Origin of the sequence: Levilactobacillus zymae DSM 19395, assembly GCF_001434115.1 — a bacterium.
Classification (GTDB): domain Bacteria; phylum Bacillota; class Bacilli; order Lactobacillales; family Lactobacillaceae; genus Levilactobacillus; species Levilactobacillus zymae.
Genome location: NZ_AZDW01000051.1, coordinates 19147 through 41957, shown reverse-complemented (window position 1 = coordinate 41957; position 22811 = coordinate 19147). Strand labels below are relative to the sequence as shown.

Sequence of the window (22811 nt, the reverse complement as noted above, 5' to 3'; positions counted from 1 at the left end):
TTTAAGCTTGTGGCTAGTGTGCATCATCATCGTGGGGAGAGTCCTCCAACAGCGCCGACTTGATGCCCGGAATCTCATTGCTTTCGGCCTGGGCCTGTTCCTTCTTATGGGTCAACAAGCGCGCCTCGTCCGCCGACAGGATCGGCAGCGAGATCCGAAAGACCGACCCGTGCCCCACGGCACTTTCGATGGTGATCGACCCGTGATAGCCCTCAATCAACCGTTTGGCGATGGCGAGCCCCAGGCCGTTACCACCCTTGGTTCGCGACCGCGCCTTGTCGACCCGGTAGAACCGGTTGAAGACCCGATCCCGGTTGGCCTGCGAGATGCCTTCCCCGAAGTCCTGCACGGCGATTTCCACGTTCCGCGAATCCCGTTCATAGGACAGGTGGACTTCCTTACGGGTGGTGGAATACTTGACCGCGTTATCCAGCAGAATGATCAAGATCTGCTCGAGGTGGTTGCGGTAGATCTGAGCTTGGACCGACTGGTGGACGTCGTCGTCTAAGATGAAGACAAATTCCGGATGAATCATCTTGAAATTGTCGTAGACCTGCGTCACCACTTCGGTCACGTCGGTCACCTCATTGGTAAAGGTAATCTCGATCTGTTCCGCGCGTTGCAGGTCCAACATCTCTTGGACCAGGCTCTTCATCCGTTTGGTCTCCTGTAACGAGGCCTTGATGGACTCGTTTAAGACCTCGGGATCGTCCTTGCCCCACCGGTCCAGCATCTCCATGTGGCCCTGAATGATGGCCACCGGCGTCCGCAGTTCGTGGGACACGTCTTCCACGAATTGCTGTTGCTGGTCGATGTACCGCTGGGTGGTATCGATCATGTCGTTTAACAATTGAGTCAGGTCGCCCAATTCGTCGTTACGCTTCGATTCGGGCACCCGTTGATCCGTCTGGGGGTCGTCGCGCACCGCGTGAATCGTATCGCGAATCGCATCCATGGGCCGCAATAAAAACGACGCCAGGATGTAACTCAAAATCGCGGCGGCTAACGCGGCAATCAGCCCCAAGACTACGACCACCTGGACCAACTTGGCCTGGGTCTCGTGGTAGTCTTGTAGGTTATCGACGACCTGCACGTAGCCCAGGATTTGATTCCCCTGCTTCGCGCGGATCGGCGACCGGCCAATCAACCCCGAATGGCCGTTAACTTCTTGCGTGCGAATACTCTGCTGAGCCGACCGTTTGAAGGCCGTCGTTGGCGCATTCCGGCTCGAAAACAGCAGGTTCCCCGACCGGTCATAGACCGTCACAGTTTGACTGTCGCGGGCCAGACTGGTGATCACCACGTTGCCGTAGGGGCTCCCGGTCCGTTTAGCCTTCTTATTGGTCACCGTAAAGCTCTGCGGTCGTAACCGGTCGTTCACCGTTGACCCGGTCAACTCTTGTTTTTGCGTGTTTAGTTTCTCGACGACGACCCCCAAGGTGTCACTCACGTGGTTGCGCTCTTGGCGCATCAGCACCGTGAGAAAACTATTGAAGATCAGTAGGGCGATCACCCCGAAGATGACCAGCACCGCCGCGGCCGTCGACAGCGACCATTTCCACTTTAATGAGAAGCGAAAGGTTTGGGGTTCCGCTTCCTCAACCTCGGATTCTGGTTCTCTCACGACCGCATCACGTACCCTGTCCCCCGCACGGTCTGAATGTAACTCTTCTGGCCAGGGACATCAATTTTGTTCCGGAGATACCGGACGTACACGTCCACCACGTTGGTCTCGACCTCAGATTCGTAACCCCAAACCTTGGTCAACAGGACGTCACGGGCTAACACGACATTGACGTTTTCCATCAGGGCCAACAGGAGTTCGTATTCCCGCTTGGTCAGGTTGATCACGTCGTCGCCGCGCCGGACAATCCGGTTTTCCTTTTCAATCGTCAGGTCCTTGAATTTCACCGTGGTTTGCTTGGTGTTCTTCTGTTCGCCTTCCAGGTGAATCCGGCGTAACAGGGCCCGCACCCGGGCTAACAGCTCTTCAATGGCAAACGGCTTCACGATGTAGTCGTCCGCCCCGTGGTCCAAACCGGACACGCGGTCGATCACGGAGTCGCGGGCCGTCATCATAATAATCGGCGTACTCTTGACTTCACGCACGCGCCGGGCCACCTCGATCCCGTTTAATTCGGGCAACATCAAATCTAACAAAATCACGTCAAAGTCTTGCGATAAGGCGGCCTCTAAGCCCGTCCGACCGTTAAACTGAACGTTGGTTTCGTAACCTTCATGCTTAAGTTCCAACTCGACGAAGCGGGCCAGATTCTTTTCATCTTCAATAATTAAAATTCGACTCATTACTCTTTAACTCCTCTAGGGCGATTTAGCTGTGTTCGCCGGGCTCAGACTTGCCAGCTCGCGAACAACCGTGATTCATTCCAATATTTAATTTTATCATATTTCTTCCTAATTGTGCGGCTTTTGCCCGACCTTCCTGAGAGAAACTCCTCCCCGGTAATTATTGAACAATCCCCATGAAATGCAACCGGTTGTATCCGTTTTTAAAAAAGTTTATGAAAAATTAGAAACCGGTTTCTTTCACAAGAAAGGACGTTCAACTCCCTTTGCTCCGGGATAGTGTGGCCCCTGATTAGTCACGTTGACTAAATATTTTTAGTTTTTGTTCATTTTTTCACTTGTATTTGCTCACTTTTTAAGTATACTGGGATTGTAGACAAAAAAGAAAAGGGGTTCTTTTCATGAAAGCTGCTGTTATTCGCGATTCTGTTGATGGTTACGTTGATATTAAGGATGTTACGCTCCGCCCAATTAAGCACGGTGAAGCCTTAGTTAAGATGGAATACTGTGGGTTATGTCACACCGACTTACACGTGGCTGCCGGTGACTTCGGTAAGCAACCAGGCCGGATCATTGGTCACGAAGGTGTGGGGAAAGTTATCCAAGTTGCTGACGACGTTGACAACTTGAAGATTGGCGATCGGGTTTCCATCGCTTGGTTCTTCAAGGGCTGTGGCCACTGTGAATACTGCTTGACCGGCCGCGAAACGCTTTGCCGCAACGTTCAAAACTCCGGGTTCACCGTTGATGGTGCCATGGCTGAAGAATGTATCGTTGATGCCAACTACGCCGTTAAGGTCCCAGAAGGTTTGGACCCAATCGAAGCCACTTCCTTGACCTGTGCCGGGGTTACCATGTACAAGGCCTTAAAGGTCGGCGAAACTAAGCCTGGCCAATGGGTTGAAGTTGTTGGCTGTGGGGGCTTAGGGAACTTAGCCGTTCAATACGCCCACAACGTCTTTGGCGCTCACGTCGTTGCCGTTGACGGGAACCCAGACAAGTTAGCCGCTGCTAAGAAGGACGGCGCCGAAGTGCTGATCAACCGGCATGACGGTGACGTGGCTGAACAAATCCAAAAGAAGGTCGGCGGTGTAAACAACGCCCAAATCACGGCCGTTACGCCAGACGCCTTCACTCAATCCGTTAACGCCTTACGTCCAGACGGGAAGTTAGTTGCCGTGGCCTTACCACAAGGTGACATGCAATTAAACATCGCCAAGACGGTCTTGGACGGTATCTCCGTTCAAGGTTCCTTAGTTGGGACTCGTCAAGACTTAGCCGAAACCTTCCAATTCGGGGCTGAAGGCTTAGTTCACCCAATCGTTAAGACTCGTCGTTTGGACGAAGTTAACGACATCATCGACGAAATGAAGGCTAACTCCATCGTTGGCCGGATGGTTGTTGATTTCACGAAGTAATCCCTAATTAAAAGCATAAGTTTCACAAAGCCCACCGAGTTTATTGCTCGGCGGGCTTTTTTATGGGCGAATTAATTATAAATAACTAATAGTTACCAATCGGTAAGTCTTTTAGTTCAGTTAACCCCCTACTGTTTTTTAGTTTTCCCCCCCAAAAAAGTAGCTATTGCGTCTTAGTTTTTATTTCAAGAATCTCTGTGAGAAAATCATTAAATCGGGACAATTCCTCTGCGGAGTAATGGCTGGCAATGATCCTGGCCTGTGCTCTCAAGTCCTGATCATACTTAACCTTGGCTTTAGCAATCTGCTGTCCCAAAACCGTCAATACCAACTGCCACTGCTTCTTGTTGTTTGGCAACCGAGTGCGCACCAGCAAGCCAAGGTCTATTAACCTTTCAACTGCCCTACTTGCCGTTGGCTGCGAAGTATTGACAGCTGCAGGCAACTCTTTTTGCGGATACGGAGAATTTTTATGAACTGTTGCTACAATCAAAACATCTCTTGTTGATAGTTTGCCAGCCAACGCTCGAATGGTAGCGTCTGGGTTTTCAGAAATTAACCTTTGTTTCTCGTCATCTTCGGGACTATCCATTGCTAGCAATTGATTGAGCGATTGGAAAATTTTGTCGAGCATTTTTTCACTTCCATTCACGTGAATTAAAATTTGACATCTAATTTGCATACTCATATAATACCAAATGTATTCACGTGAATCAATAATTCAATGACTTTCCTGGAGGAACTAACATGACTAATGAAATACGCAAACCTGTAATTGGCGTGATTCTAGGTACTAATCGCACGGCTCGAATCGGAGGTGCGGTTGCGGATTGGACGATGCACGCCCTTCGCCGTGATGAGTATAATCTTAAACTGATTGACCTGGCCGAAATCAATTTACCCTTTCTTGATGAGCCGGATATCCCGGCACATGGTAATTATCAAAACGCAAGCACTATTGCTTTTGCAAACTCTATTGCCGCTTGTGACGGTTTTATTCTTGTATTCCCACAATATAACTGGGGCTATCCTGCAGTGCTTAAAAACGCGCTCGACACACTTTTTGCTGAATGGCAAGATAAACCAGTAGGTACCATTATCTATGGCAACCACTCAATTCAGGCGGATATTGCAATCCGTTTGGTCTTAGCAGGACTAGGAATGCATCAACTTGCGACTAATGTTGGTCTTCGGCTTCGTTCAACCACAACCGCTGAAACGGTCGCTGACGACTTTCAACCGTTCCAACCCTTGGTCGCGACAATGGGGCAGGAACTAGCACTACGATTAACGCACCAATCTCGTTAACCATAACTACCTTTCTGATTGTCACTAACTAAAGCCCGCTAACGTTAGCCCGGTAAGGGGACGTTAGCGGGCTTCAAAATCATTAGTGAATCGTATAGTTGAGCGTGTAAGTCCGGTGATGCTTTTATTTAACGGTCTGGTGGTGCTGTCCTCAGCGCCACCGACAACCGGTTGTCAGCATGACCATACAAAAAAACTCCTAGAAGCCGCGGACTTCATAGGAGTTTTTTCATTTAGGTTTAGTTGTTTGCAGTTGCCTTTGCAACGACCTGACGGCCATCGTAGAAGCCACAGCTAGGGCAAACCATGTGTGACTTACGAAGTTCACCACAGTTTGGGCATGGTGTCAAACCAGGGACATTCAACTTAATGTGACCCCGACGCATACGCTTTTTCGTCTTAGACGTTTTCCGTGCTGGTACAGCCAAAGAAAACACCTCCTTTAATTAAAATTATCCACTAGTGAAAAAATTTTTAAGGCTTACAAAGTGACTACTTATCATCCTGATCAGGGAAGAAGTCTTTGAGCTTTGCAAGACGTGGATCAACAGTTTGATTTTCCGCCTCAACCTTGGCGAGGTCCGCTTCACTGACAACCTGCCAGTCATTACCTTCCGGCATCGCGGCCCCCTGCTTTTCGGCATCGGACAGAATGTGCATCGGAATCTGCAAGATGAGGTTATCGCCCACGGCCTTATCGAAATCGATAACGTCGTCGGGAACCACCATCACCACGTCGGTCTTTTCAAACCGTTGCGTGGCAGCAGCGTCCGATACGTAGTACTCAGTCATCTGAAAATCGACTGGTAAGGTCACCGGTGCTAACGACCGGCTCGACGGAACGGTGAGCGTGGCCTTAATCTGAGCCACCACCACAACGTCCCCTTCACTCACCACGGACACCAGGCCCTTGGCTTTGACGGGCGTGAGGTCTAGGACCTCGTCGCCGTACCGCGCCATCAAGTCCGCCTTTAAATCTAAGGTCTCCTCGAAGGCTAACGGTTCGCTCCGGTGAGTCTTACGTAATTCGGTCAACGACCATTTCATCGTTATCCCTCCAATGCAACGTGATAAATTATACCTGTCAAGCGAAATGATGTCAAGGGAATTTCCTTGATAGTCATTTAGAAAGCGGAAACTTCACCGGAATTCGCCCATCGTCTTGGCCGATCCCGGTGATTAGCGTCCGCAGCGCGCCGGCCCGGGTATCCAGGGCCCCCACGCCCCGCTGCCAATCCCGGTCCGCTCGACTGACTAACGGTAAGGTCACGTGTTTTTTAATTTGATGTAAATAGTTTTGGCCCGCCGGACGATAACCCAGCACCCGCAGATACTGCGGGCCGGTCAACATCTCGGTCGGTTTCGTTTGCAAGAGAACCGACGCCGCCTGCCGTTGCAGGCGCGTGTAGGTGTAGCGTTTGGTCTTCACGGCGTGCATAAACGCCGCAAAACTGGTCGCCGTGAGTGCCGCTTTCTTCAGGCGGTATTCGACGCCCTCCGTGAGTTGATACAACTGCCCGAGATCCGCCACGTCGCTACTGACCAGTTGGTACCGCAGCAACGGCCAGAAATCGTCCCAGCTGGTCAGCTGCGCCGTTTGCAGGGCCGTGAGGGTCGTTGGCGGTACCACCGGGGCCACGGTCGCCCAGTCGCCCGCTAAGGCCGCCGTGCGGATCGCCGTGGCGCTGGCAAACGCCGTTCCTGCTTTGATGGTGGCGTCGTTATGCTGACTGCCCCGCCGACTCAACGGCAACAACGTTAACGGGTCGCCCTGCCGGCGATTCGCCAGCGCGTAGAAGAACCCCAGAATGTCGTTAGCGGCGCTTAAGGTAATCCCCGTGTGGTCACGCAGATAGCCCTGAAACAACGTCGCGTAGGTCTGGTCAAAGCGTTTAAACGTCGCCGGATTCGTGGGTAAATGCGCCATCAAGCGGTCGTAATCCAGGTCCGGGTGTTCGGTCCCGAAAGCCAGCCAACGGCATCCCAGCGCGCTTAACAGTTCAACGCCGCCCGCCGCAAACAGATGGGCCGGCTGTAAGGCACTGGCCGTGGGGAGTTCCACGACCAAGTCGGCGCCGCCCGCTAAGGCCAGCTGGGCGCGTTGCCACTTGTCCAGTAGGGCCGGTTCGCCCCGTTGAACCCAGTTGCCACTCAACGCCACGACCAGAACGTCGGCCCCGGTCGTTTCCCGGACCCGGCGGAGTTGGTCGGCGTGCCCGTGATGAAACGGATTGTATTCGGCAATGATGCCGGCCGCCTGTAACGTCATGTTTACGCCTCCCGTGTAACCTCGAAGAACCAGCGCGTGGTCTGGTCGTCGACCTCGGCGTGCCCGAAGTCCGCGCTGACCCGGTTCAACGTCAGTCCCGCTAACCGCAACGCCTTACGGTAGTCCGGTAACAGGTAAGTCCGTTCGTGATGGAGTTCCGTCACCTTACGGTAGGCGTCGTCGGCCGTATCCTGAATAAAAAAGGTCAGGTCGTGGTCGACCGCGTGTGCCTCGTCTTCGATCCCGTAGCTGGTCCAGATAAAGGCCCGGTGGTCGTCGACGTAGTTGTACATGTACCCCGGGTACACGTCGTCGGTCTGGTGCGGCGTGATCACGTCAAACAGGAACGTCCCCCCCACGTTGAGGTGGTCGTGTACCTGCGTGAAGGCCTGCGTCACGGCGTCGAGGTCCGGCAAATAGCAGAACGAATCGGCAAAACAGGTCACCGTTTGGTACTGCCCGATGGCGCTTAAGTCCAGCATGTCCCCGGCCATTAACGGGAACATCACGTCGGCCTCCTGAGCGTGCTTAGCGGCTAACGCCAGCATCTCTTCGGACAGGTCTAAGCCGCTGACCTGATACCCCTTTTGGGCCAATTGAACGCCCAACCGGCCACTCCCACAGGCCAGATCCAGCAACTCGCCGCTAGCTGGATCGACGCGTGAGGCGACAAAATCCAGCCATTGCGTGTACATGGCTGGATCGAATAAGTCGTCGTAAAGTTGCGCGAAAGATTGGTAGATCAAGCTTCTTCTACCCAGGCGCTCAGGTCGACGAGCGGCGCGTCGGACCAGAGCTTTTCGAGGTTGTAGTGCGCCCGTTGTTCCTTCTGGAAGACGTGAATGACCACGTCGCCTAAGTCCAGGAGGATCCAGCTGGCATCGTTTTTCCCTTCGATGTCACGAACCGTGACGTCGTTTTCGGCCAACTTATCGTTGATTTCATCGGCGATCGCCTTGACCTGTCGGCTCGAGTTGGCTTCCATGATCAGGAAGTAGTCGGCCATCAGACTGACCTTTTGCATGTCTAAGGCCACGATGTTTTCGGCCCGCTTGCTTTCGGCGGCTTTGACCGCAATTTCTAGTAATGCTTTACTTTCCATATAAGTGTTGTTCTCCTCTCAAACGTTCGGGTAGCGTTGAATCCAGGCGTTATACGTCAATAGAGATTGGGGGTAAACGACCTTGCCGTTACCGATCAAATACTCCAGCGTGTGTTTAGCCTGGTAGGCCACCCCGCGACCGAGTTCCTGCGCGGTCAATTGCCGCGCCTGCGTAACGCCCGGAAAATCACGTGCCGGCTCGATAAAGTCGGCCATGTACACGATCTGTTCCAACGGCGTCATATACACGGCACCGGTGGTATGGTGGCGCGTCGCGTTGAGGATATCCTCGTCGGTGATGTGCAGCTCGCGCTTGATCAGCTCGGCGCCCACCACCCCGTGCCAGATGGGATTGCCATAGGCCAACAGGGCCGGATCTAAAGCGTAGCGGTGAATCGCGTCGATAAAGTCCTGATCCGGGCGTTGCTTCGCGTAGTCGTGGGTCAATCCCGCGATACTGGCGCGCTCCGGGTCAACCCCGTTGGCTTGGGCCAGCTGAATCGCCGTGGCTTCCACCCGCAAAACGTGTTGGTAGCGACTCTCGTTAAGTTGTTCGCGTAAGCGCGCTAGTAACTCCGCGCGAGTCCCGGGAAAAAGCTGGTGCGTATAGGTCATCTCAGTCACGATATAACAGATGCTCCTTTATATATAAATCCACTAGGGTCGGCACCAGGTAACGCACGGATTGCCCGTTACGCACCCGTTGCCGGACCATGGTCGAACTGATGCCGATGTTGGGCACGTCGACCCACAGCACCGGATACGGCGACTCGTGGGCGTATCCCTGGCGGCAGACGCCCACGAACTGGACCAGTTTGACCAACTCATCGATACGGTGCCATTTCGGCAGATAAGCCACCATGTCCCCGCCGATGATGAAGTAGTACTGGTTTTCGGGATGCTGCTGGGTCAGCTGCAACATGGTGTCGTAGCTGTAGCTCAGCCCGCCCCGTTGCACTTCGGTCAGTTCCAGGTCGAACTTCGGGTTGTCCGCGATAGCCGCCTTGACCATCGCCACTCTGTCGGCCGCGGGAATCGTCAGTTTCCGATCAACGTGGGGTGGCTCGGCATCGGGCATAAACAGCACCTTGTCTAACCCCAATTGGGTGGCCACTTGATCCGCAATCACCAGGTGTCCCAGGTGCGGCGGATTGAAGGTCCCCCCTAAAATTCCAATGCGGCGTTTCTTCGCGGTAGCCGTCATCTGGGTCACCGTCTGCGTACTCGTCCGTTCTGAAATCTTGACCACGTTGTCAAACCTCCCTACATATCTTCAACCACTGGTGAAAAGCGCTGGTTGTCGGCGTCCGTTGCGGGCCGGTACAGGACCAGCACCCGCCCAATCGTTTGGACGACCTGAATATCGGTATTGTCTTCAATGTAGGCCTTGGTGTCGGCCACCGTGACCTCGGCACTCTGCTGCAGGTTGATTTTGATCAGTTCCCGCTTCTCCAGCGCGCCGGTCAATTGGTCCAACCAAGTCTCGGTCAGACCGTTCTTACCCACGGAAAAGATGGGCCGTAAACTATGGGCTTGGGCCCGTAAGTAGCGTTTCTGTTTCCCTCGTAACAAATTAGTTTCCTCCATTATATTAGATCATTGCTCGGCGTAATAACACCCCAACGCCTTCGGGGGCCCAACCGGTCACGTTGACCCCGGCCGGCACGGTAATCCACCCTAACCCTTCAAAGACCAGGTCGCTCTTGGCCGTGGTCTTGAACTGATGGGCGACTAACGGTGGGAAATCCGTGTTATCCGCTGCCGGCGGCGTCAACAGGTCGCCCCGTTGCCGCGCGTAAAAGTCATCGGCGTTTGCCAGCTTGGTCCGGTGCAGGTACAGGTTGTTTTCAAAGTAGGCCGTAAAGCCCGTCTTCGGGCCTTGGTTATAGTCAAACCGGCCGACCCCACCCAAGAAGAGCGTTTGCTGGTCGTTCAGCTGATAAACCTTCGGCTTGATGGGCTTCTGCGGGGTCACGATTTTCAGATCCTTGCCCGTCAAGAAATGTGCCATCTGTTGGTTTTGAATGATCCCCGGCGTGTCCACTAACACGTGGTCGTCGTCCAGGGGCAGTTCAATCTTATCTAAGGTCGTCCCCGGGAAACGCGACGTAGTGATCAAATCCTTGACCCCGGTGTTTTGCCGGATAATTTGATTAATTAACGTGGACTTGCCGACGTTGGTGACCCCGACCACGTAAACGTCCCGGTCGCCGCGGTACTTGTCGATCTTTTGGAGTAAATCGTCGACGGATTGGTTAGTCTTGGCACTCAGCAGCGTCACATCGATGGGCCGTAAGCCCGCCTCGTTCGCCCGTTGACGTAACCAGTCTTGTAGCTTGCTACGCTTGAGCGAGCTAGGCATCAAGTCTTCCTTGTTGCCGACTAACAAGACTGGGTTTTCCCCGACGAACCGGTGTAGTCCCGGAATCAGACTCCCATTGAAGTCAAAAATATCCACGACATAAACGATCAGGGCGTTCGCGTCCTGAATCTGGGTCAGTAATTGTAAGAAATCGTCGTCGGTCAGCCCCACGGGAACGATTTCGTTGTAGTGCCGCAACCGAAAACAGCGTTGGCAATACACGTCTTGCGTCTCCGTGGCGAGACTCTTGTCTAACGCCGATTGGGGCGTGTAACCCGGGGCCGTTTTATCCGTAGTCTGCAGCACGGCACCACAGCCGATACACCGTAAGGGTTCCCCGTCAACCAGTACGGGGTCAATGTGCTTTTCGTTCATTCAAATCCTCCTGCCAAGTTAAGTCTGGGTAGACGCGGCGCAAGCGCCACATCACGATTTTTTCGAGTAGCCGGTTGCCCTTGGTGATCCAAGCATCCGACTTTAAAATGGGTTTGACCAATACGCTGCGGATGCCACTCCGATTGGCCGCCCAAACGTCCGTCATGATCTGGTCACCGACCATGATCACTTCGTCGCGGCGAAAATGCCACCGGCGTAACGCCCGTTTCAAGCCCCACGCAAAGGGCTTGAGGGCCCGGTGAATGTAGGGTAATTGAAACGGGGCCACCGCGCGGTCGACCCGTTGGCGACTGTTGTTGGAAACCACAATCACCTGAATCCCCGCCAATTCCAATAAGTTCAACCAATGACGAAGCTCGGGAGTTCCGTCCGGATTGTTCCACGCAATCAGCGTGTTATCCAAATCCGTCAAAACCGCCCGCACCCCCTGGGCCCGTAAGTCTTTAGGGGTCAAATCATAAACGTTGGTAACCATCCACGTGGGTTTTAATCCAGCAACCATGCGGGTGACTCCTCCCTTCGTCCCAATAATATCTAGCACTATATTATACGCAATCTCGGCGTATTTTACCACTCCGACCCCTTCAGCGGACCCGGCGTGATTGGCCCTCCACCCCGTGCTTTAGGCGCGAGTCTCTCTTAATAAAAAAGACTTCGCTGATCGCCAGCGAAGTCTTTTTCTCATTAACTGAATTAAGCAGCCAATGCGTCCTTAGCTTGGTCAGCTAAGGCCTTGAAAGCAGCAGCATCGTTCACTGCTAAGTCGGCTAACATCTTCCGGTTAACGTCAATGTTGGCTAACTTCAAACCGTGCATCAACTTGCTGTAGCTCAGACCGTTCATCCGAGCTGCGGCGTTGATCCGGGCAATCCAAAGCTTACGGAAGTTACGCTTCGTGGCTTTCCGGTCGCGGAAGGAGTATTGGTAACCCTTGCGAACTTGGTCCTTAGCAACCTTAAATAAACGGTGCTTGGAACCCCGGTAACCCTTAGCTAACTTTAAAACTTTCTTACGACGTGCGCGTGTAACAGTACCGCCTTTAACTCGTGGCATAATCTTTTCCTCCTAAATCAATTCAAACATTATGGCGACGATTAACTCGTCAACCCGAAATTTTAACGACCGAATTACTTTTGTAATAAACTCCGGTAAGTCTTGATGGTCGTTTGGTCCATCATCCGGGTCCCACGAAGGTTCCGGCGTTGCTTCTTGGTCTTACCGTGGAAACGGTGAGACGTGTAAGCATTGGCACTCTTGATCCCGCCCTTAGCAGTTACTTTAAAACGCTTGGCTGCAGCACGGTTAGTCTTCATCTTTGGCATAGTACGAAATATCCTCCTTGTGTCGGCAATCGCAAGTGATTACCGCATCAATCCTTACTTTTTCTCAGCGATGGGCGATAGCATGAGGAACATGCTCCGGCCGTCCATCTTGGGCCGTTGTTCAACCGTAGCGACGTCAGAAGTTTCCTGAGCCATCCGGTTTAAGACTTCGCGACCAATGTCTTTATGAGTAATCGCCCGACCCTTGAACCGAATCGAAACCCGGACCTTTTCACCCTTGGTCAAGAACTTCTTGGCGTTCTTCAACTTAAAGTTAAAGTCGTTGGTATCGATGGTTGGGCTCAGCCGAACTTCCTTCACACTGACCACTTTTTGTTTCTTACGCGCTTCGCGTTGCTTCTTTTGCAACTCGAACCGGTATTTCCCGTAGTCCATGACTTTGGCTACTGGTGGCTTTGCTTTCGGTGCAACCAAAACTAAATCGAGGTTGGCGTCTTCGGCGATCTGCAATGCATCTCGCTTGGACTTGATTCCTAATTGGTCACCGTTGTCGGCAATCAACCGAACTTCGCGTGCGCGAATTCCCTCGTTGACAATCGTGTCGTTTGCTATGGTAATCCACCTCCAAAATAATCTTGAGAATCACATGAGACAAAAAATGCGGGAACCTTTGATGAAAATCAAACGGCTCCCGCAAGAAATTCCAATCTAAAAGACGGAATTAACGTGCATATCCAGCCCAGCGACATCGGGTCACAAGGCGAGAAGCGGTAGCCTCTGCTTAATTTCTCAACTTAACCATCATATCAGGATCGATTGAGCTTGTCAACCACCTTTTAGGGGTTTACAGCGACTAAGGCTTTAATTGTTCCGGTCACCCACCGTTTAGCCTGGCAGAGAAACGGTCAGCACCCCAACAATCAAATTCACACTTTTTTGTTTTAATCCAGCTTTAGGGTTTCAATGAAGAACTCAGATTCAACGCTAGACGTCGTCCTAGTGTTGGTCTAACTTCTTTTCAACCTGGCTTTCTTCACCCTTAGTGTCGCCTTCGCGGCTGTAAGAAGCGATGTCGGCCAAGATTTCCTTCATGAAGGCGTCGCTGCTCATCGAAACGGCATCGTCTTCACCGTACTTCCGCACGGAGACACTGTTGTTGGCCATTTCTTGTTCCCCAACGACCAAGGTGTACGGAATCTTGTGCGTCTGGGCATCCCGGATCAGGTAGCCCATCTTTTCGCCCCGCTTGTCGACGTTGACCCGAATGTCGGCGGCCTTCATTTCGGCGGCTAACTTGTCGGCGTAAGCGCCGTGCTTTTCTTCGGAAACGGGGATGATCGTCACTTGCTTAGGGGCCAACCAGGTTGGGAAGGCTCCCTTGTAAATTTCGGTCAGGTAAGCGGTGAACCGTTCCATCGTAGAAACCAGCCCACGGTGAATCATGACTGGCCGGTGTTCTTCACCATCGGCCCCAACGTAGTGTAAGTCAAAGCGTTCTGGCAACATGAAGTCCAATTGAATGGTGGATAACGTTTCTTCGTTCCCCATGGCCGTCTTGGTTTGCACGTCCAACTTCGGACCGTAGAAGGCCGCTTCCCCTTCGGCTTCGACGTAATCCAAGCCCAGGTCATCCATGGCACCCTTCAACATGTGTTGTGCCTTGTTCCACATTTCGTCATCGTCGAAGTACTTTTCGGTGTTCTTCGGGTCACGGTAACTCAAGCGGAAGGTGTAATCGTTGATGTCGAAGTCCGCGTAGACTTGAACCATCAACTTCAAGATGCGCTTGAATTCGTCTTGGATTTGGTCTGGCGCCACGAAGGTGTGCCCATCGTTCAACGTCATTTCCCGAACCCGTTGTAACCCACTCAGGGCACCGGACTTTTCGTAACGGTGCATCATCCCAAGTTCAGCGATCCGTAATGGCAATTCCCGGTAAGAACGGATGTGGTGGTTGTAAATCTGAATGTGGCTTGGGCAGTTCATTGGCCGCAATTCCAACATTTCGCCATCACCCATGTCCATTGGTGGGAACATGTCTTCACGGTAGTGAGCCCAGTGACCAGATTGCTTGTAGAGGTCCAGGTTAGCCAGCACTGGGGTGTAAACGTGTTGGTAGCCGTTAGCGACTTCCTTGTCGATGATGTAACGTTCGATGGTCCGCCGAATCGTGGCCCCGTTTGGCATCCAGTAAGGTAAGCCGGCCCCGACCTTAGGATCAACGAAGAACAGGTCCAATTGGTTCCCGATGACCCGGTGATCCCGTTCGCGAGCTTCTTGCCGCTTAGCTAAGTCGTCCTTTAAGTCGCCATCCTTGAAGAAGACGGTCCCGTAAATCCGTTGGAGCATCGGGTTCGAGGACTTGCCTTGCCAGTAGGCGCCGGCAACGGACAATAACTTGAAGTGCTTAACATCACCGGTGTTGGCGAGTTGGGCGCCATCACTTAAGACTTGGTAATCCCCAATCTGTAAGAAGGGAACTTGGTCGCCGGCAACGGCCTTGATCAACTCGGTGCTGAACGGATCGTCCTTGGCTTGGGCCAAAGCATCGTCCTTGTTTAAGGAGATCCGCTTGATGTCTAACTTATCCTTGGCTAACTTTTCAATGACCACGGCTAATGCGTCCAGTTCGTCGGCACTGACTTGTTGGTCATCCTTGTCGGTATCCACGTAGAAGCCGTCGTCTTCGGCACTAGCGGCCCCTAAACGGATTCCTGGGAAGTCCTTCTTTAACGCGATCCGGAGTAAGGCAGCGGCGGTGTTGCGTAACACGCCTAAGCCCGCAGCGTCGCTCTTCGTCACGATTTCGATGTCGCCGTCACCCTTCAGTGGGGTCAGGTAGTCGACCAAGTCACCGTTATACTTAGCGGCAACGGCCTTTTTTGCTAAACTGATTGAAATGGACTTGGCAACGTCTTCCGGCGTCGTCCCTTCGGCGAAGGCTTGAACCTTGCCGTCAGGGAACTTGATTGAAATATCTGCCATAATATCTGATCTCCCTTTTCTGTATTTGAGTGTCGACGCAAAAAGTCCCCAGCATCCAATTAAGGACACTGGGGACGTCAATAACGTGGTTCCACCCGATCTTCTTCACGGAGACTGCGCCCCCGTGAACTCTAGTCGTCGATAACGGAACGGACCGGCCGAAAATTTCCTTTCGACTGCTACAAGAGCGGTAATCCTAGCGGGCGTTTAAGGGAACTTCCAATCAAGGTTCCCTCTTCCTGGAAACGTCACCGCTAAAATCGTATCTCTTGTCTAAGCATTTGTTGCTTCAACGTCTATTAAACACTCGCGGCTACCCCTTGTCAAGGATAAGTCGTCATTTTTATTGCGGCCGGCGATTAACCCCCACCATGACGATTTCTCGCGCTAAGAAGCGAATCCGTTGCATCAACCGTTGGGCCTTCAAGGGTTCGTCATCCCCACGCGTGGAGATTCGTAAGTGTTCGTTTTCCAACTGGGCCATGGAGAAATTCGAACTGAAAAACGTCGGTAGTTCTTCCTGCATCCGGTACTCTAAGATCACGCCCAGCACGTCATCGCGGACCCACGCGGACATGGCGTCGGCCCCGATATCGTCGATCATCAGGATGGGCGCTTTTTTAATCGCGTCCAGTTTATCACCGACCCCGTTTTTAGCGATGGCATTTTTCATTTCGACCGCAAAGCTCGGAAAGTGAACTAGCGTACTGGAAAACCCATCGGCGGCCAATTGATTGGCGACCGCCGCTAGTAAGTAAGTTTTCCCGACGCCAAAGCTGCCCGACAGGTACAGGGCCTGGTGGCGATGGTGGGGACTGTTCTCGTAATTATCGATAAACTCCGTGGCCGCCATCAAGGCTTCCATGCGGTCGTTATCGTTATCGAAATTATCCAGTTCCGCATTGCGGATATCCTTGGGCATCGCAATGGCGCGCACGCGGCGCTGCAGCTGCTGCTGGGCCTGTTTTTCCATGGTGGCCGCAGTCGGCACGTAGGCGACGTCGAGTAGGTGGTTGGCAACGATCAGCCGGGGTTCGTACCCCGTGGCAAACGTCTGGCCACCCTGCCGCACCTTATCGCGCTCCGTGACGAACTCGTAGATTTTCGAGGCCGAACGCGCCAAAACGTCCTCCGCGAGGTCGGCTTGGTTGGCCTGAATAAAGGCCGTGACCTCCGGATCGGCAAACGCCTGGTCCATGAGCTGGCGGTAGTTGCGATTCAAGTGACGCTTACTCATCATTTCCTGCATGGTCTTACTGATATCTTCCATCAGGACTCCTCCTTTCCTTCACGGCGCTGTTTGAACCGGGCGATGCGCTCCGCCAATTCTTGTTTCTGTTGCGCCGTATACTGGGCCGGCTTGCCCGTCGGGGTTGGGTTGGCCGTCGTCGGTTTCTTCGCCCAATCCGGCAGGGTCTCCCTGACGGTCGGGGTCCCCCCGTTGCGTCGACCACCCGCTCTGCGAGTTTTCGGCTGCTGGGCGGCCTTTTGCCGGTCCCGAATTTTCGCGATGGCTTGGGCCGGCGTCTGGATGCCCGCCTTGCTCCAATCGTTCGCGATGGTGTCGAGTAGATTCTTATTCAACGTGGGCCGGTCCTCGTCGACCAACACGTGGTAGATCATCAGATTCAACACGCTGGTCGGAAACAACTGCCGTCCGACTAAGTCCCGGACGATGCGTTGTTCCCCATCGGTGATGAACCCCCCTGTTTGTTTCTTGATGGCCTGTAAAAAGTTGACCGGTGGCGTCGCCGTGGCCACCTGGATCAGGGCCTGTTCCGCCTGGTTGGCCGCCCCCGCTGCCGGGGCGGCCGCTGAAGCTGGCGCCGCGGTTTTGACGGTCTGCCCGCGGTGTTGTTGACCAAACTGTTGGGCGATCAGGCGTTTAAATTGCTCCGCGTCGAACTGATTCGTGGCCAGATTGGTGGCCTCGCCGATAAACCGGGCCATGGTCGGTTCGTCGATGCCGTAGGTCGCGTGTTCCGTCAAGAAAAGCTGACGGTGGGCCTGTAAGGCGTTCGCGTCGACGTAGGAATGTTCCAAGATCTGCCCCAGCAGTTGCCAGTCGAAATCCGTCGCCGGGGTCCCCAGTTGCGGGGCGGCCGACGAGACCGGTAAGTGTTGCCGGCTAGCCGTCACCGCCGCCGGGAGCTGTTTGAGCTCACCGCCCACCACCTGAAAAACGTCCAGGAAGGTTTTGGTGATGTCTTGGCCCGCATCCGTCGCGGTCGCCGGGGTGTTTTGGGCCACCAGTTCGCGGTAAAAGTCCTCCCCCACGGCGTCTAAGAGTTGCACACTTAACAGATCGTCGTTAAAGAAGGCCGCCGGTAACAGCGGGGCGTGGAGCGTATAGGTAAACGTGGTCAGGTCGCTAGCTTGGGTGACCGTGGTGGTCAGTAGGCCCGTGGCCTCCAAGCGAATCCGTGCCTCGTAAAAGTGGGCCAGATCGACGCCTAACGTGGCCAGCAAAACCGCATGACGGTGTAAGTGATCGCGTTGGGGTAACCAAAAGAGACCGCTAAACGCTCCAGCGGCCAGCGGTCCAATCACGGGTTGATACAACTGGCTTAACGTCTGCCAGCTTTGCTCCGTCAGGCGATCGGCTAAGCGAACCACAAAGCCCGTTTTGGGACTTAATTGGTGCCAAGAATCCTCCATTGCCTACTTCGCCTCACTTTGCCCCTTTTGGTGATGATTTTGATCTGCTTTCAGTTTGTCCTTATCCAAAATATCCTTCAGTTCGTTGAAGAATACCCCGGTATCCTTAAACTGCCGGTAGACACTAGCAAACCGGATATAGGCGATTTCGTCCACGTCGACCAGGCGGTTCATGACGTATTCGCCAATCACCTGACTCGAGATTTCGTTGACGCCTAACGCCCTGATCTTGTTTTCGACCTCGTCGACGATCGAGGTCATGGCGTCCATCCCCACCGGTCGTTTCTCGGCGGAGCGAATAATGCCCCGTAGGATCTTTTCGCGGTTAAATTCTTCGCGCGTTCCGTTCTTCTTGATCACAAGTAACGGGGTAACTTCCACGCGCTCGAACGTCGTGAACCGAAAGCCGCAGCTCTCGCACTCCCGACGGCGACGAATGACCCGGCCGTCGTCGGTGGGACGACTATCCACGACCCGGGAGCCATTGTGATGACAGTGCGGACACTGCATAATTGGTCACCTCATTTGATGTTAAAGTCTATTTCTTAAAATTTGTTCGCGTCAAGCCATTTTACCACTTGTTGACGCGTTTGGGTAATGTCCCCGCGATTATCGATCACCGCATCCGCGGCGGCTACCTTGCGGGCGATCGGCCACTGCCGGTCGATTCGTGCCTGCGCTTCGGCCGCCGACAGCCCGTTGCGGGCCATCAGCCGTTGCTTTTGTTGCGCCGGCGTGGCGGCGACCACCATGATCTGGTCGACCCAGTCTTGCAGATACCCCACCTCAAATAAGGTGGGCGCGTCGACCACCACTAACGGGGCCTCGCGCTGGCGGTACTCGGCGAGCTGGCGGCGAATCTCGGCTTGAATCAGCGGCATGGTAATCGCGGTCAAGCGGGCCAATTGCGCCGGGTCGCTAAAGACCAACCGCCCCAGTTGCCGCCGGTCCAACGTCCCGTCGGCTTGGAGGTAGTCGTCGCCAAAGGCCGCCGCGATTTCCTCGAGGCCCAGGGTGCCGGGCGCTTCCACGTCCCGCGCGATCAGGTCCGCATCAATGATGGGAATACCGGCTTGTTTCAGCCAGGCACTCACGGTCGACTTACCGGTGGCAATCCCGCCGGTCAATCCCCAGACTCTAGTCATCATCGAACATCCCCTCGGCCGATGGCGGTAAGGGTTGGCAGTGCGGGCAATAGTGCGTGCCTCGTTGTGCGACCTTGATCTTCACGATTTCGGTCCCGCACCGGTCGCAGGGTTCGCCCTCCCGGCCATAGACGTGCAGGTCGTTTTGGAACTGCCCGGCTTCCCCGAAGGCCGTCGAGAAGGAATGCACGGTGGTGCCGTGTCCGGCAATGGCCTTCTTGATCTCGGCGATGATGGCCTGCCGCAACGTTTCCAATTGATCATCGGTGACCGTGTCCACCGGCGTGAGCGGATTGATCTGGGCTAACCAGAGCACTTCATCGGCGTAAATGTTCCCCAAGCCCGCGATGCGCGACTGGTCCAACAAGAACGGTTTGATGATCTTATGCGACTTGCCGAAAATCTTTTGCATGTAGGCTAACGTCAAGGTGTCGGCCATGGGCTCGGGCCCCATCTTGGCCAGAGACGGCAACGCCTCGGTCTCCGTGCCGGTCTTGACCAGGCGCATCCGCCCGAATTTCCGGGTATCCGTGTAGCGCAGTTCCCGCTGGTCGGTCAGGTGAAAGATCACGTGGGTGTGCTTGGTCACCGGACTGCCCTCGGGTTGGACGTCGTACTTGCCTTCCATCCGCAGGTGCGACACCATGGTCAACTCACCGCTGAACCGAAACAGCAGGTACTTGCCCCGCCGGTCGATCTTTTCAATTTTGCGGCCAATCAGTTCGGCCGTAAACACTTCCGGCTCGGGCGTGACCATCTTGGGGTAAAAAACCTCGACGTGGTCGATGGTGGCACCAGCGACCAACTGGGTCAGCCCGCGCCGAACCGTTTCAACTTCTGGTAATTCTGGCATACTGTTTCCTTCTTTCCGCCTACTTCACGTCGTACCAGGTCGGCCCGTAATGGCTGTCGACCTTCAACGGAATCTCCAATTGCACGGCCGAATCCATGATCTTGGGGACCAATTTTTCCAGCGTCGCCATTTCTTCGGCGGGCGCCTCGAAGATCAGTTCATCGTGGACCTGCAAGAGCATCGTGGCCTGCAGGTCCTTGATGGCGTCTTCCATCCGGATCATCGCGATTTTGATGATGTCCGCGGCACTCCCCTGGATGGGGGTGTTCATGGCCGTCCGTTCAGCAAAGGACCGTTGGTTAAAGTTCCGGGAGTTGATATCCGGCAAATACCGCCGGCGATGCGCGATGGTCTCGACATAGCCCTGTTCGTGGGCCAGTTGGACCATCCGTTCCGTGTAGGCCTTGACGCCCGGATATTCCTCGAAGTAGGTGTCGATAAATTGCTTAGCTTGTTTGCGGGGAATGCCAATGTTTTGGGACAACCCAAAATCACTGATGCCGTAGACGATCCCAAAGTTGACCGCCTTAGCTTGCCGCCGAATGTTCGGCGTGACCTCCTCATCGGGGCCCAGCTTAAAGATTCGCCGGGCGGTGGCCGCGTGAATGTCTTGACCCTCGCGGAAGGCTTCCTGCATGTTGGCGTCGTGACTCATGTGGGCCAACACCCGCAGTTCGATCTGTGAATAGTCGGACGAGAAGATCTGCCAGCCCGGATGCCGTGGGATGAAGGCCTTACGAATCGCCTTCCCTTCCTCGCTACGGACCGGGATGTTTTGTAGGTTCGGGTCCACGGACGACAGCCGCCCGGTCTGGGTCAGCGTCTGCAGGTAGCGGGTGTGGACCTTGTGGTCGTCGGGGTGGATCACCTTGAGCAGGCCTTCCACGTAGGTCGACTGGATCTTCGCGATTTTACGGTACTTCAAAATGTTCTCGGCGATTGGCGCGTCGGCCGCCAGCTTCTCCAAGACGCCCACGGCCGTGGAATACCCGGTCTTAGTCTTTTTGATCACCGGTAAGCCCATCTTTTCAAATAAGATGTGACCCAGCTGCTTGGGCGAGCCGATGTTGAATTCTTCGCCGGCCTCGTTGTAAATCGTTTGTTCGATCTCGGCGAGTTGTTCGCTGAACTTGCTGCCCATGGCTTTCAGTTCGTCGGCGTCCACCGTGATCCCGGCGATTTCCATCCGGGCCAAGACGAAGGCCATCGGTAATTCGATCTCGCGGTACAACTTGACCTGGTCGTTAGTCTCCAGGTCCTGGAAAAGTTGGGCCTTAAGGTGTTCGATGGCCCGGGCCTTTCGGGCTAAATGGGTGAAGAAGACGGTGTCGTCGGTCGGAATCGCGCGCTTGGCGCCCCGTCCGTAGACGTCTTCGTCGGTCTCCACTTGGTCGTAGTCGTGTTCGGCGGCCACCCGACCCAGGTCGTTACTGTTATCGTAGGTGTTCAGCAGATACGAGGCCAATAAAAGGTCCCCGTCGACTCCGGCTAAGGTAATGTTCAGCCGGTTCAAGCCCACGTAGGTCCGCTTGGCATCAAAGACCTGTTTAGGCCGTTGGGCGTCTTCCAGATAGCCCTTTAACGGTTCTTGTTGTAACAACTGCACGTTGCGGCTAACCCACCAGTGGTCCTGAGCGCCAATCACGAACCCGGCGAACTCGGCCAGGTGGTAGTTGTCCCCGTCCATTTCCAGGTAAAAGGCACACTCCCCGTCCAGCTGAACACTGTTGAGGTTGGCGGCCGTTACCTCGGTGTAGGCGATGTCCCGTAACCCAGGTAAGGCACTGGGCGTTTCGCCATCCACGGCCATCCCCTGTAAGAACTTACGAAAGCCCATCTGCTGGTAAAAGGCCACCAAGGCGTCTCTGTCGGGGCCATCGTAGACCAGGTCGTCTAACGTCAGCTCGACCGGCGCGTCCCGGTTGATGGTCGCTAGTTTTTTCGACAGCACGGCGTTATCGTGATCTTCGACGAGGTGTTCCTTGAGCTTCTTGGCGGTGATCTCGTCGATGTGGTCGTAGACACCCTCGACGCTACCGTACTTGTCGATCAAGTCGACGGCGCGCTTTGGCCCCACCCCGGTCACGCCGGGATAGTTGTCGGACGTGTCGCCCCGCAGGCCCTTGATGTCAATGATTTGTTCGGGCGTGACGCCCAGCTTTTCCTTAACGTAGGCCGGCGTGTAGTGTTCGATCTCGCTGACCCCTTTTTTCGAAATCGCCACCGTGGTCCGCTCGTCGGCCAGTTGGGTCAAGTCCCGGTCCCCGGTCACGATCGTGGTGGTAAAACCGGCCGCCGCGGCGCGTTTGGCCGTGGTCCCGATGATGTCGTCGGCCTCGTAATTCGGCAGTTCGTAGGTCTTGATACCCCGCGCCGTTAACAGCTCCTTTAAGTACGGGAATTGTTCGGACAGTTCCGGGGCCGTCTTGGCCCGACCACCCTTATAGTTATCATACATTTTCGTCCGAAACGTCACCTTACCGGCATCGAAAGCCACCAGCACGTGCGTGGGTTTGACGTTGTCTAACATGGTTTCTAGCATCGTGTTGAAGCCGTAAATGGCATTGGTGTGTAATCCCTCGCCGTTGGTAAACCGGCCCAGGGAATTATACAAGGCAAAAAACGCCTTAAAGGCCACACTGTTCCCGTCGATCAATAATAATCGTTTCTCCGCCATAATGGGCTCCTTTCACGCGACTTAACCGCCCGTCGCGTTCGCATATTC

Annotated in this window: 25 protein-coding genes; 2 read left to right on the top strand and 23 right to left on the bottom strand. The window is 54.3% G+C overall.

Going from position 1 to position 22811, the window contains the following annotated elements; translation table 11 throughout:
- Nucleotides 1–13 precede the first annotated feature (13 nt).
- Together FD38_RS11085 and FD38_RS11080 are read right to left on the bottom strand one after the other, a co-directional pair.
- The gene (locus FD38_RS11085; RefSeq protein WP_057734213.1) at nucleotides 14–1624 is read right to left on the bottom strand and encodes a HAMP domain-containing sensor histidine kinase; all 1611 of its coding nucleotides are present in this window, start codon (nucleotides 1622–1624) and stop codon (nucleotides 14–16) included.
- Nucleotides 1621–2307 carry a response regulator transcription factor gene (locus FD38_RS11080; RefSeq protein WP_057734211.1) on the bottom strand — a complete coding sequence of 229 codons (687 nt, stop codon included), beginning with the start codon at nucleotides 2305–2307 and terminating at the stop codon, nucleotides 1621–1623. The genes FD38_RS11085 and FD38_RS11080 overlap by 4 nt, the downstream gene beginning before the upstream one ends.
- Nucleotides 2308–2708: 401 nt before the next feature.
- Here FD38_RS11080 and adhP point away from each other — a divergent pair, with 401 nt between their 5' ends.
- A complete protein-coding gene (adhP, locus tag FD38_RS11075; protein WP_057734208.1) occupies nucleotides 2709–3725 on the top strand; it encodes an alcohol dehydrogenase AdhP in 1017 nt (338 codons plus the stop codon).
- 163 nt (nucleotides 3726–3888) lie between these two features.
- Here the strand turns inward: adhP and FD38_RS11070 are convergent, their stop codons facing one another.
- Nucleotides 3889–4359 carry a MarR family winged helix-turn-helix transcriptional regulator gene (locus FD38_RS11070; protein ID WP_057734206.1) on the bottom strand — a complete coding sequence of 157 codons (471 nt, stop codon included), beginning with the start codon at nucleotides 4357–4359 and terminating at the stop codon, nucleotides 3889–3891.
- A 113-nt stretch (nucleotides 4360–4472) separates the two neighbouring features.
- On the opposite strand from FD38_RS11070, the gene FD38_RS11065 reads away from it, so the two are divergent.
- Complete coding sequence (locus tag FD38_RS11065; RefSeq protein WP_057734204.1) at nucleotides 4473–5033, top strand: NADPH-dependent FMN reductase; 561 nt, start codon at nucleotides 4473–4475, stop codon at nucleotides 5031–5033.
- A 239-nt stretch (nucleotides 5034–5272) separates the two neighbouring features.
- Here FD38_RS11065 and rpmF read toward each other — a convergent pair whose 3' ends face one another.
- The 20 genes from rpmF to polA all read right to left on the bottom strand — a co-directional run bounded on the left by rpmF (nucleotide 5273) and on the right by polA (nucleotide 22763).
- Nucleotides 5273–5461, bottom strand: a complete 189-nt coding sequence (gene rpmF / locus FD38_RS12705) for a 50S ribosomal protein L32 (RefSeq protein ID WP_081721480.1) — start codon at nucleotides 5459–5461, stop codon at nucleotides 5273–5275.
- 64 nt (nucleotides 5462–5525) lie between these two features.
- Nucleotides 5526–6080, bottom strand: coding sequence for a DUF177 domain-containing protein (locus FD38_RS11060; RefSeq protein ID WP_057734202.1), 555 nt, complete (start codon nucleotides 6078–6080; stop codon nucleotides 5526–5528).
- Between the two features lie 73 nt (nucleotides 6081–6153).
- Nucleotides 6154–7302, bottom strand: a complete 1149-nt coding sequence (locus FD38_RS11055; protein ID WP_057734199.1) for a nucleotidyltransferase — start codon at nucleotides 7300–7302, stop codon at nucleotides 6154–6156.
- Nucleotides 7303–7304: 2 nt separating this feature from the next.
- Nucleotides 7305–8048, bottom strand: coding sequence for a class I SAM-dependent DNA methyltransferase (locus FD38_RS11050; protein ID WP_057734197.1), 744 nt, complete (start codon nucleotides 8046–8048; stop codon nucleotides 7305–7307).
- On the bottom strand, nucleotides 8045–8404 hold the full coding sequence (gene rsfS / locus FD38_RS11045) for a ribosome silencing factor (RefSeq protein ID WP_057734196.1): 360 nt from the start codon (nucleotides 8402–8404) through the stop codon (nucleotides 8045–8047). The genes FD38_RS11050 and rsfS overlap by 4 nt, the downstream gene beginning before the upstream one ends.
- Before the next feature lie 18 nt (nucleotides 8405–8422).
- Nucleotides 8423–9019: a bis(5'-nucleosyl)-tetraphosphatase (symmetrical) YqeK gene (gene yqeK / locus FD38_RS11040; protein WP_057734194.1), complete on the bottom strand. Its 597-nt coding sequence runs from the start codon at nucleotides 9017–9019 to the stop codon at nucleotides 8423–8425.
- A gap of 1 nt (nucleotide 9020) precedes the next feature.
- A complete protein-coding gene (locus tag FD38_RS11035) occupies nucleotides 9021–9653 on the bottom strand; it encodes a nicotinate-nucleotide adenylyltransferase (RefSeq protein WP_057734192.1) in 633 nt (210 codons plus the stop codon).
- A gap of 14 nt (nucleotides 9654–9667) precedes the next feature.
- Entirely contained in the window at nucleotides 9668–9991 is a 324-nt protein-coding gene (yhbY, locus tag FD38_RS11030; protein ID WP_057734190.1) for a ribosome assembly RNA-binding protein YhbY, read from the bottom strand.
- A gap of 4 nt (nucleotides 9992–9995) precedes the next feature.
- Nucleotides 9996–11141 carry a ribosome biogenesis GTPase YqeH gene (gene yqeH / locus FD38_RS11025; protein ID WP_057734189.1) on the bottom strand — a complete coding sequence of 382 codons (1146 nt, stop codon included), beginning with the start codon at nucleotides 11139–11141 and terminating at the stop codon, nucleotides 9996–9998.
- Entirely contained in the window at nucleotides 11122–11664 is a 543-nt protein-coding gene (locus tag FD38_RS11020; RefSeq protein WP_057734187.1) for a YqeG family HAD IIIA-type phosphatase, read from the bottom strand. Before FD38_RS11020 ends, yqeH begins: the two co-directional genes overlap by 20 nt.
- A gap of 191 nt (nucleotides 11665–11855) precedes the next feature.
- Nucleotides 11856–12215 carry a 50S ribosomal protein L20 gene (gene rplT, locus FD38_RS11015; protein WP_057734186.1) on the bottom strand — a complete coding sequence of 120 codons (360 nt, stop codon included), beginning with the start codon at nucleotides 12213–12215 and terminating at the stop codon, nucleotides 11856–11858.
- Between the two features lie 74 nt (nucleotides 12216–12289).
- Nucleotides 12290–12484: a 50S ribosomal protein L35 gene (rpmI, locus tag FD38_RS11010; RefSeq protein ID WP_024746525.1), complete on the bottom strand. Its 195-nt coding sequence runs from the start codon at nucleotides 12482–12484 to the stop codon at nucleotides 12290–12292.
- Nucleotides 12485–12538: 54 nt separating this feature from the next.
- Entirely contained in the window at nucleotides 12539–13042 is a 504-nt protein-coding gene (infC, locus tag FD38_RS11005) for a translation initiation factor IF-3 (protein ID WP_057734184.1), read from the bottom strand.
- A 399-nt stretch (nucleotides 13043–13441) separates the two neighbouring features.
- The gene (gene thrS / locus FD38_RS11000) at nucleotides 13442–15430 is read right to left on the bottom strand and encodes a threonine--tRNA ligase (RefSeq protein WP_057734182.1); all 1989 of its coding nucleotides are present in this window, start codon (nucleotides 15428–15430) and stop codon (nucleotides 13442–13444) included.
- Nucleotides 15431–15773: 343 nt separating this feature from the next.
- Nucleotides 15774–16700 (bottom strand): primosomal protein DnaI, encoded by a 927-nt coding sequence (dnaI, locus tag FD38_RS10995; protein WP_057734180.1) that lies wholly within the window; start codon nucleotides 16698–16700, stop codon nucleotides 15774–15776.
- Entirely contained in the window at nucleotides 16700–18088 is a 1389-nt protein-coding gene (locus FD38_RS10990; RefSeq protein WP_057734178.1) for a replication initiation and membrane attachment family protein, read from the bottom strand. Before FD38_RS10990 ends, dnaI begins: the two co-directional genes overlap by 1 nt.
- A gap of 3 nt (nucleotides 18089–18091) precedes the next feature.
- A complete protein-coding gene (gene nrdR, locus FD38_RS10985; RefSeq protein ID WP_057734176.1) occupies nucleotides 18092–18598 on the bottom strand; it encodes a transcriptional regulator NrdR in 507 nt (168 codons plus the stop codon).
- 35 nt (nucleotides 18599–18633) lie between these two features.
- On the bottom strand, nucleotides 18634–19233 hold the full coding sequence (gene coaE / locus FD38_RS10980; protein WP_057734173.1) for a dephospho-CoA kinase: 600 nt from the start codon (nucleotides 19231–19233) through the stop codon (nucleotides 18634–18636).
- Nucleotides 19226–20086 (bottom strand): bifunctional DNA-formamidopyrimidine glycosylase/DNA-(apurinic or apyrimidinic site) lyase, encoded by an 861-nt coding sequence (gene mutM, locus FD38_RS10975; RefSeq protein WP_057734171.1) that lies wholly within the window; start codon nucleotides 20084–20086, stop codon nucleotides 19226–19228. Before mutM ends, coaE begins: the two co-directional genes overlap by 8 nt.
- A gap of 19 nt (nucleotides 20087–20105) precedes the next feature.
- The gene (gene polA, locus FD38_RS10970; protein ID WP_057734169.1) at nucleotides 20106–22763 is read right to left on the bottom strand and encodes a DNA polymerase I; all 2658 of its coding nucleotides are present in this window, start codon (nucleotides 22761–22763) and stop codon (nucleotides 20106–20108) included.
- Nucleotides 22764–22811 lie beyond the last annotated feature (48 nt).

What these genes read in the sequence shown, in the direction of transcription:
- FD38_RS11080 (WP_057734211.1), bottom strand. Translation starts at nt 2,307, where the DNA reads ATGAGTCGAATTTTAATTATTGAAGATGAAAAGAATCTGGCCCGCTTC.
- adhP (WP_057734208.1), top strand. Translation starts at nt 2,709, where the DNA reads ATGAAAGCTGCTGTTATTCGCGATTCTGTTGATGGTTACGTTGATATT.
- FD38_RS11070 (WP_057734206.1), bottom strand. Translation starts at nt 4,359, where the DNA reads ATGCTCGACAAAATTTTCCAATCGCTCAATCAATTGCTAGCAATGGAT.
- FD38_RS11065 (WP_057734204.1), top strand. Translation starts at nt 4,473, where the DNA reads ATGACTAATGAAATACGCAAACCTGTAATTGGCGTGATTCTAGGTACT.
- FD38_RS11060 (WP_057734202.1), bottom strand. Translation starts at nt 6,080, where the DNA reads ATGAAATGGTCGTTGACCGAATTACGTAAGACTCACCGGAGCGAACCG.
- FD38_RS11055 (WP_057734199.1), bottom strand. Translation starts at nt 7,302, where the DNA reads ATGACGTTACAGGCGGCCGGCATCATTGCCGAATACAATCCGTTTCAT.
- rsfS (WP_057734196.1), bottom strand. Translation starts at nt 8,404, where the DNA reads ATGGAAAGTAAAGCATTACTAGAAATTGCGGTCAAAGCCGCCGAAAGC.
- yqeK (WP_057734194.1), bottom strand. Translation starts at nt 9,019, where the DNA reads ATGACCTATACGCACCAGCTTTTTCCCGGGACTCGCGCGGAGTTACTA.
- yhbY (WP_057734190.1), bottom strand. Translation starts at nt 9,991, where the DNA reads ATGGAGGAAACTAATTTGTTACGAGGGAAACAGAAACGCTACTTACGG.
- yqeH (WP_057734189.1), bottom strand. Translation starts at nt 11,141, where the DNA reads ATGAACGAAAAGCACATTGACCCCGTACTGGTTGACGGGGAACCCTTA.
- FD38_RS11020 (WP_057734187.1), bottom strand. Translation starts at nt 11,664, where the DNA reads ATGGTTGCTGGATTAAAACCCACGTGGATGGTTACCAACGTTTATGAT.
- rplT (WP_057734186.1), bottom strand. Translation starts at nt 12,215, where the DNA reads ATGCCACGAGTTAAAGGCGGTACTGTTACACGCGCACGTCGTAAGAAA.
- rpmI (WP_024746525.1), bottom strand. Translation starts at nt 12,484, where the DNA reads ATGCCAAAGATGAAGACTAACCGTGCTGCAGCCAAGCGTTTTAAAGTA.
- thrS (WP_057734182.1), bottom strand. Translation starts at nt 15,430, where the DNA reads ATGGCAGATATTTCAATCAAGTTCCCTGACGGCAAGGTTCAAGCCTTC.
- dnaI (WP_057734180.1), bottom strand. Translation starts at nt 16,700, where the DNA reads ATGGAAGATATCAGTAAGACCATGCAGGAAATGATGAGTAAGCGTCAC.
- FD38_RS10990 (WP_057734178.1), bottom strand. Translation starts at nt 18,088, where the DNA reads ATGGAGGATTCTTGGCACCAATTAAGTCCCAAAACGGGCTTTGTGGTT.
- nrdR (WP_057734176.1), bottom strand. Translation starts at nt 18,598, where the DNA reads ATGCAGTGTCCGCACTGTCATCACAATGGCTCCCGGGTCGTGGATAGT.
- coaE (WP_057734173.1), bottom strand. Translation starts at nt 19,233, where the DNA reads ATGACTAGAGTCTGGGGATTGACCGGCGGGATTGCCACCGGTAAGTCG.
- mutM (WP_057734171.1), bottom strand. Translation starts at nt 20,086, where the DNA reads ATGCCAGAATTACCAGAAGTTGAAACGGTTCGGCGCGGGCTGACCCAG.
- polA (WP_057734169.1), bottom strand. Translation starts at nt 22,763, where the DNA reads ATGGCGGAGAAACGATTATTATTGATCGACGGGAACAGTGTGGCCTTT.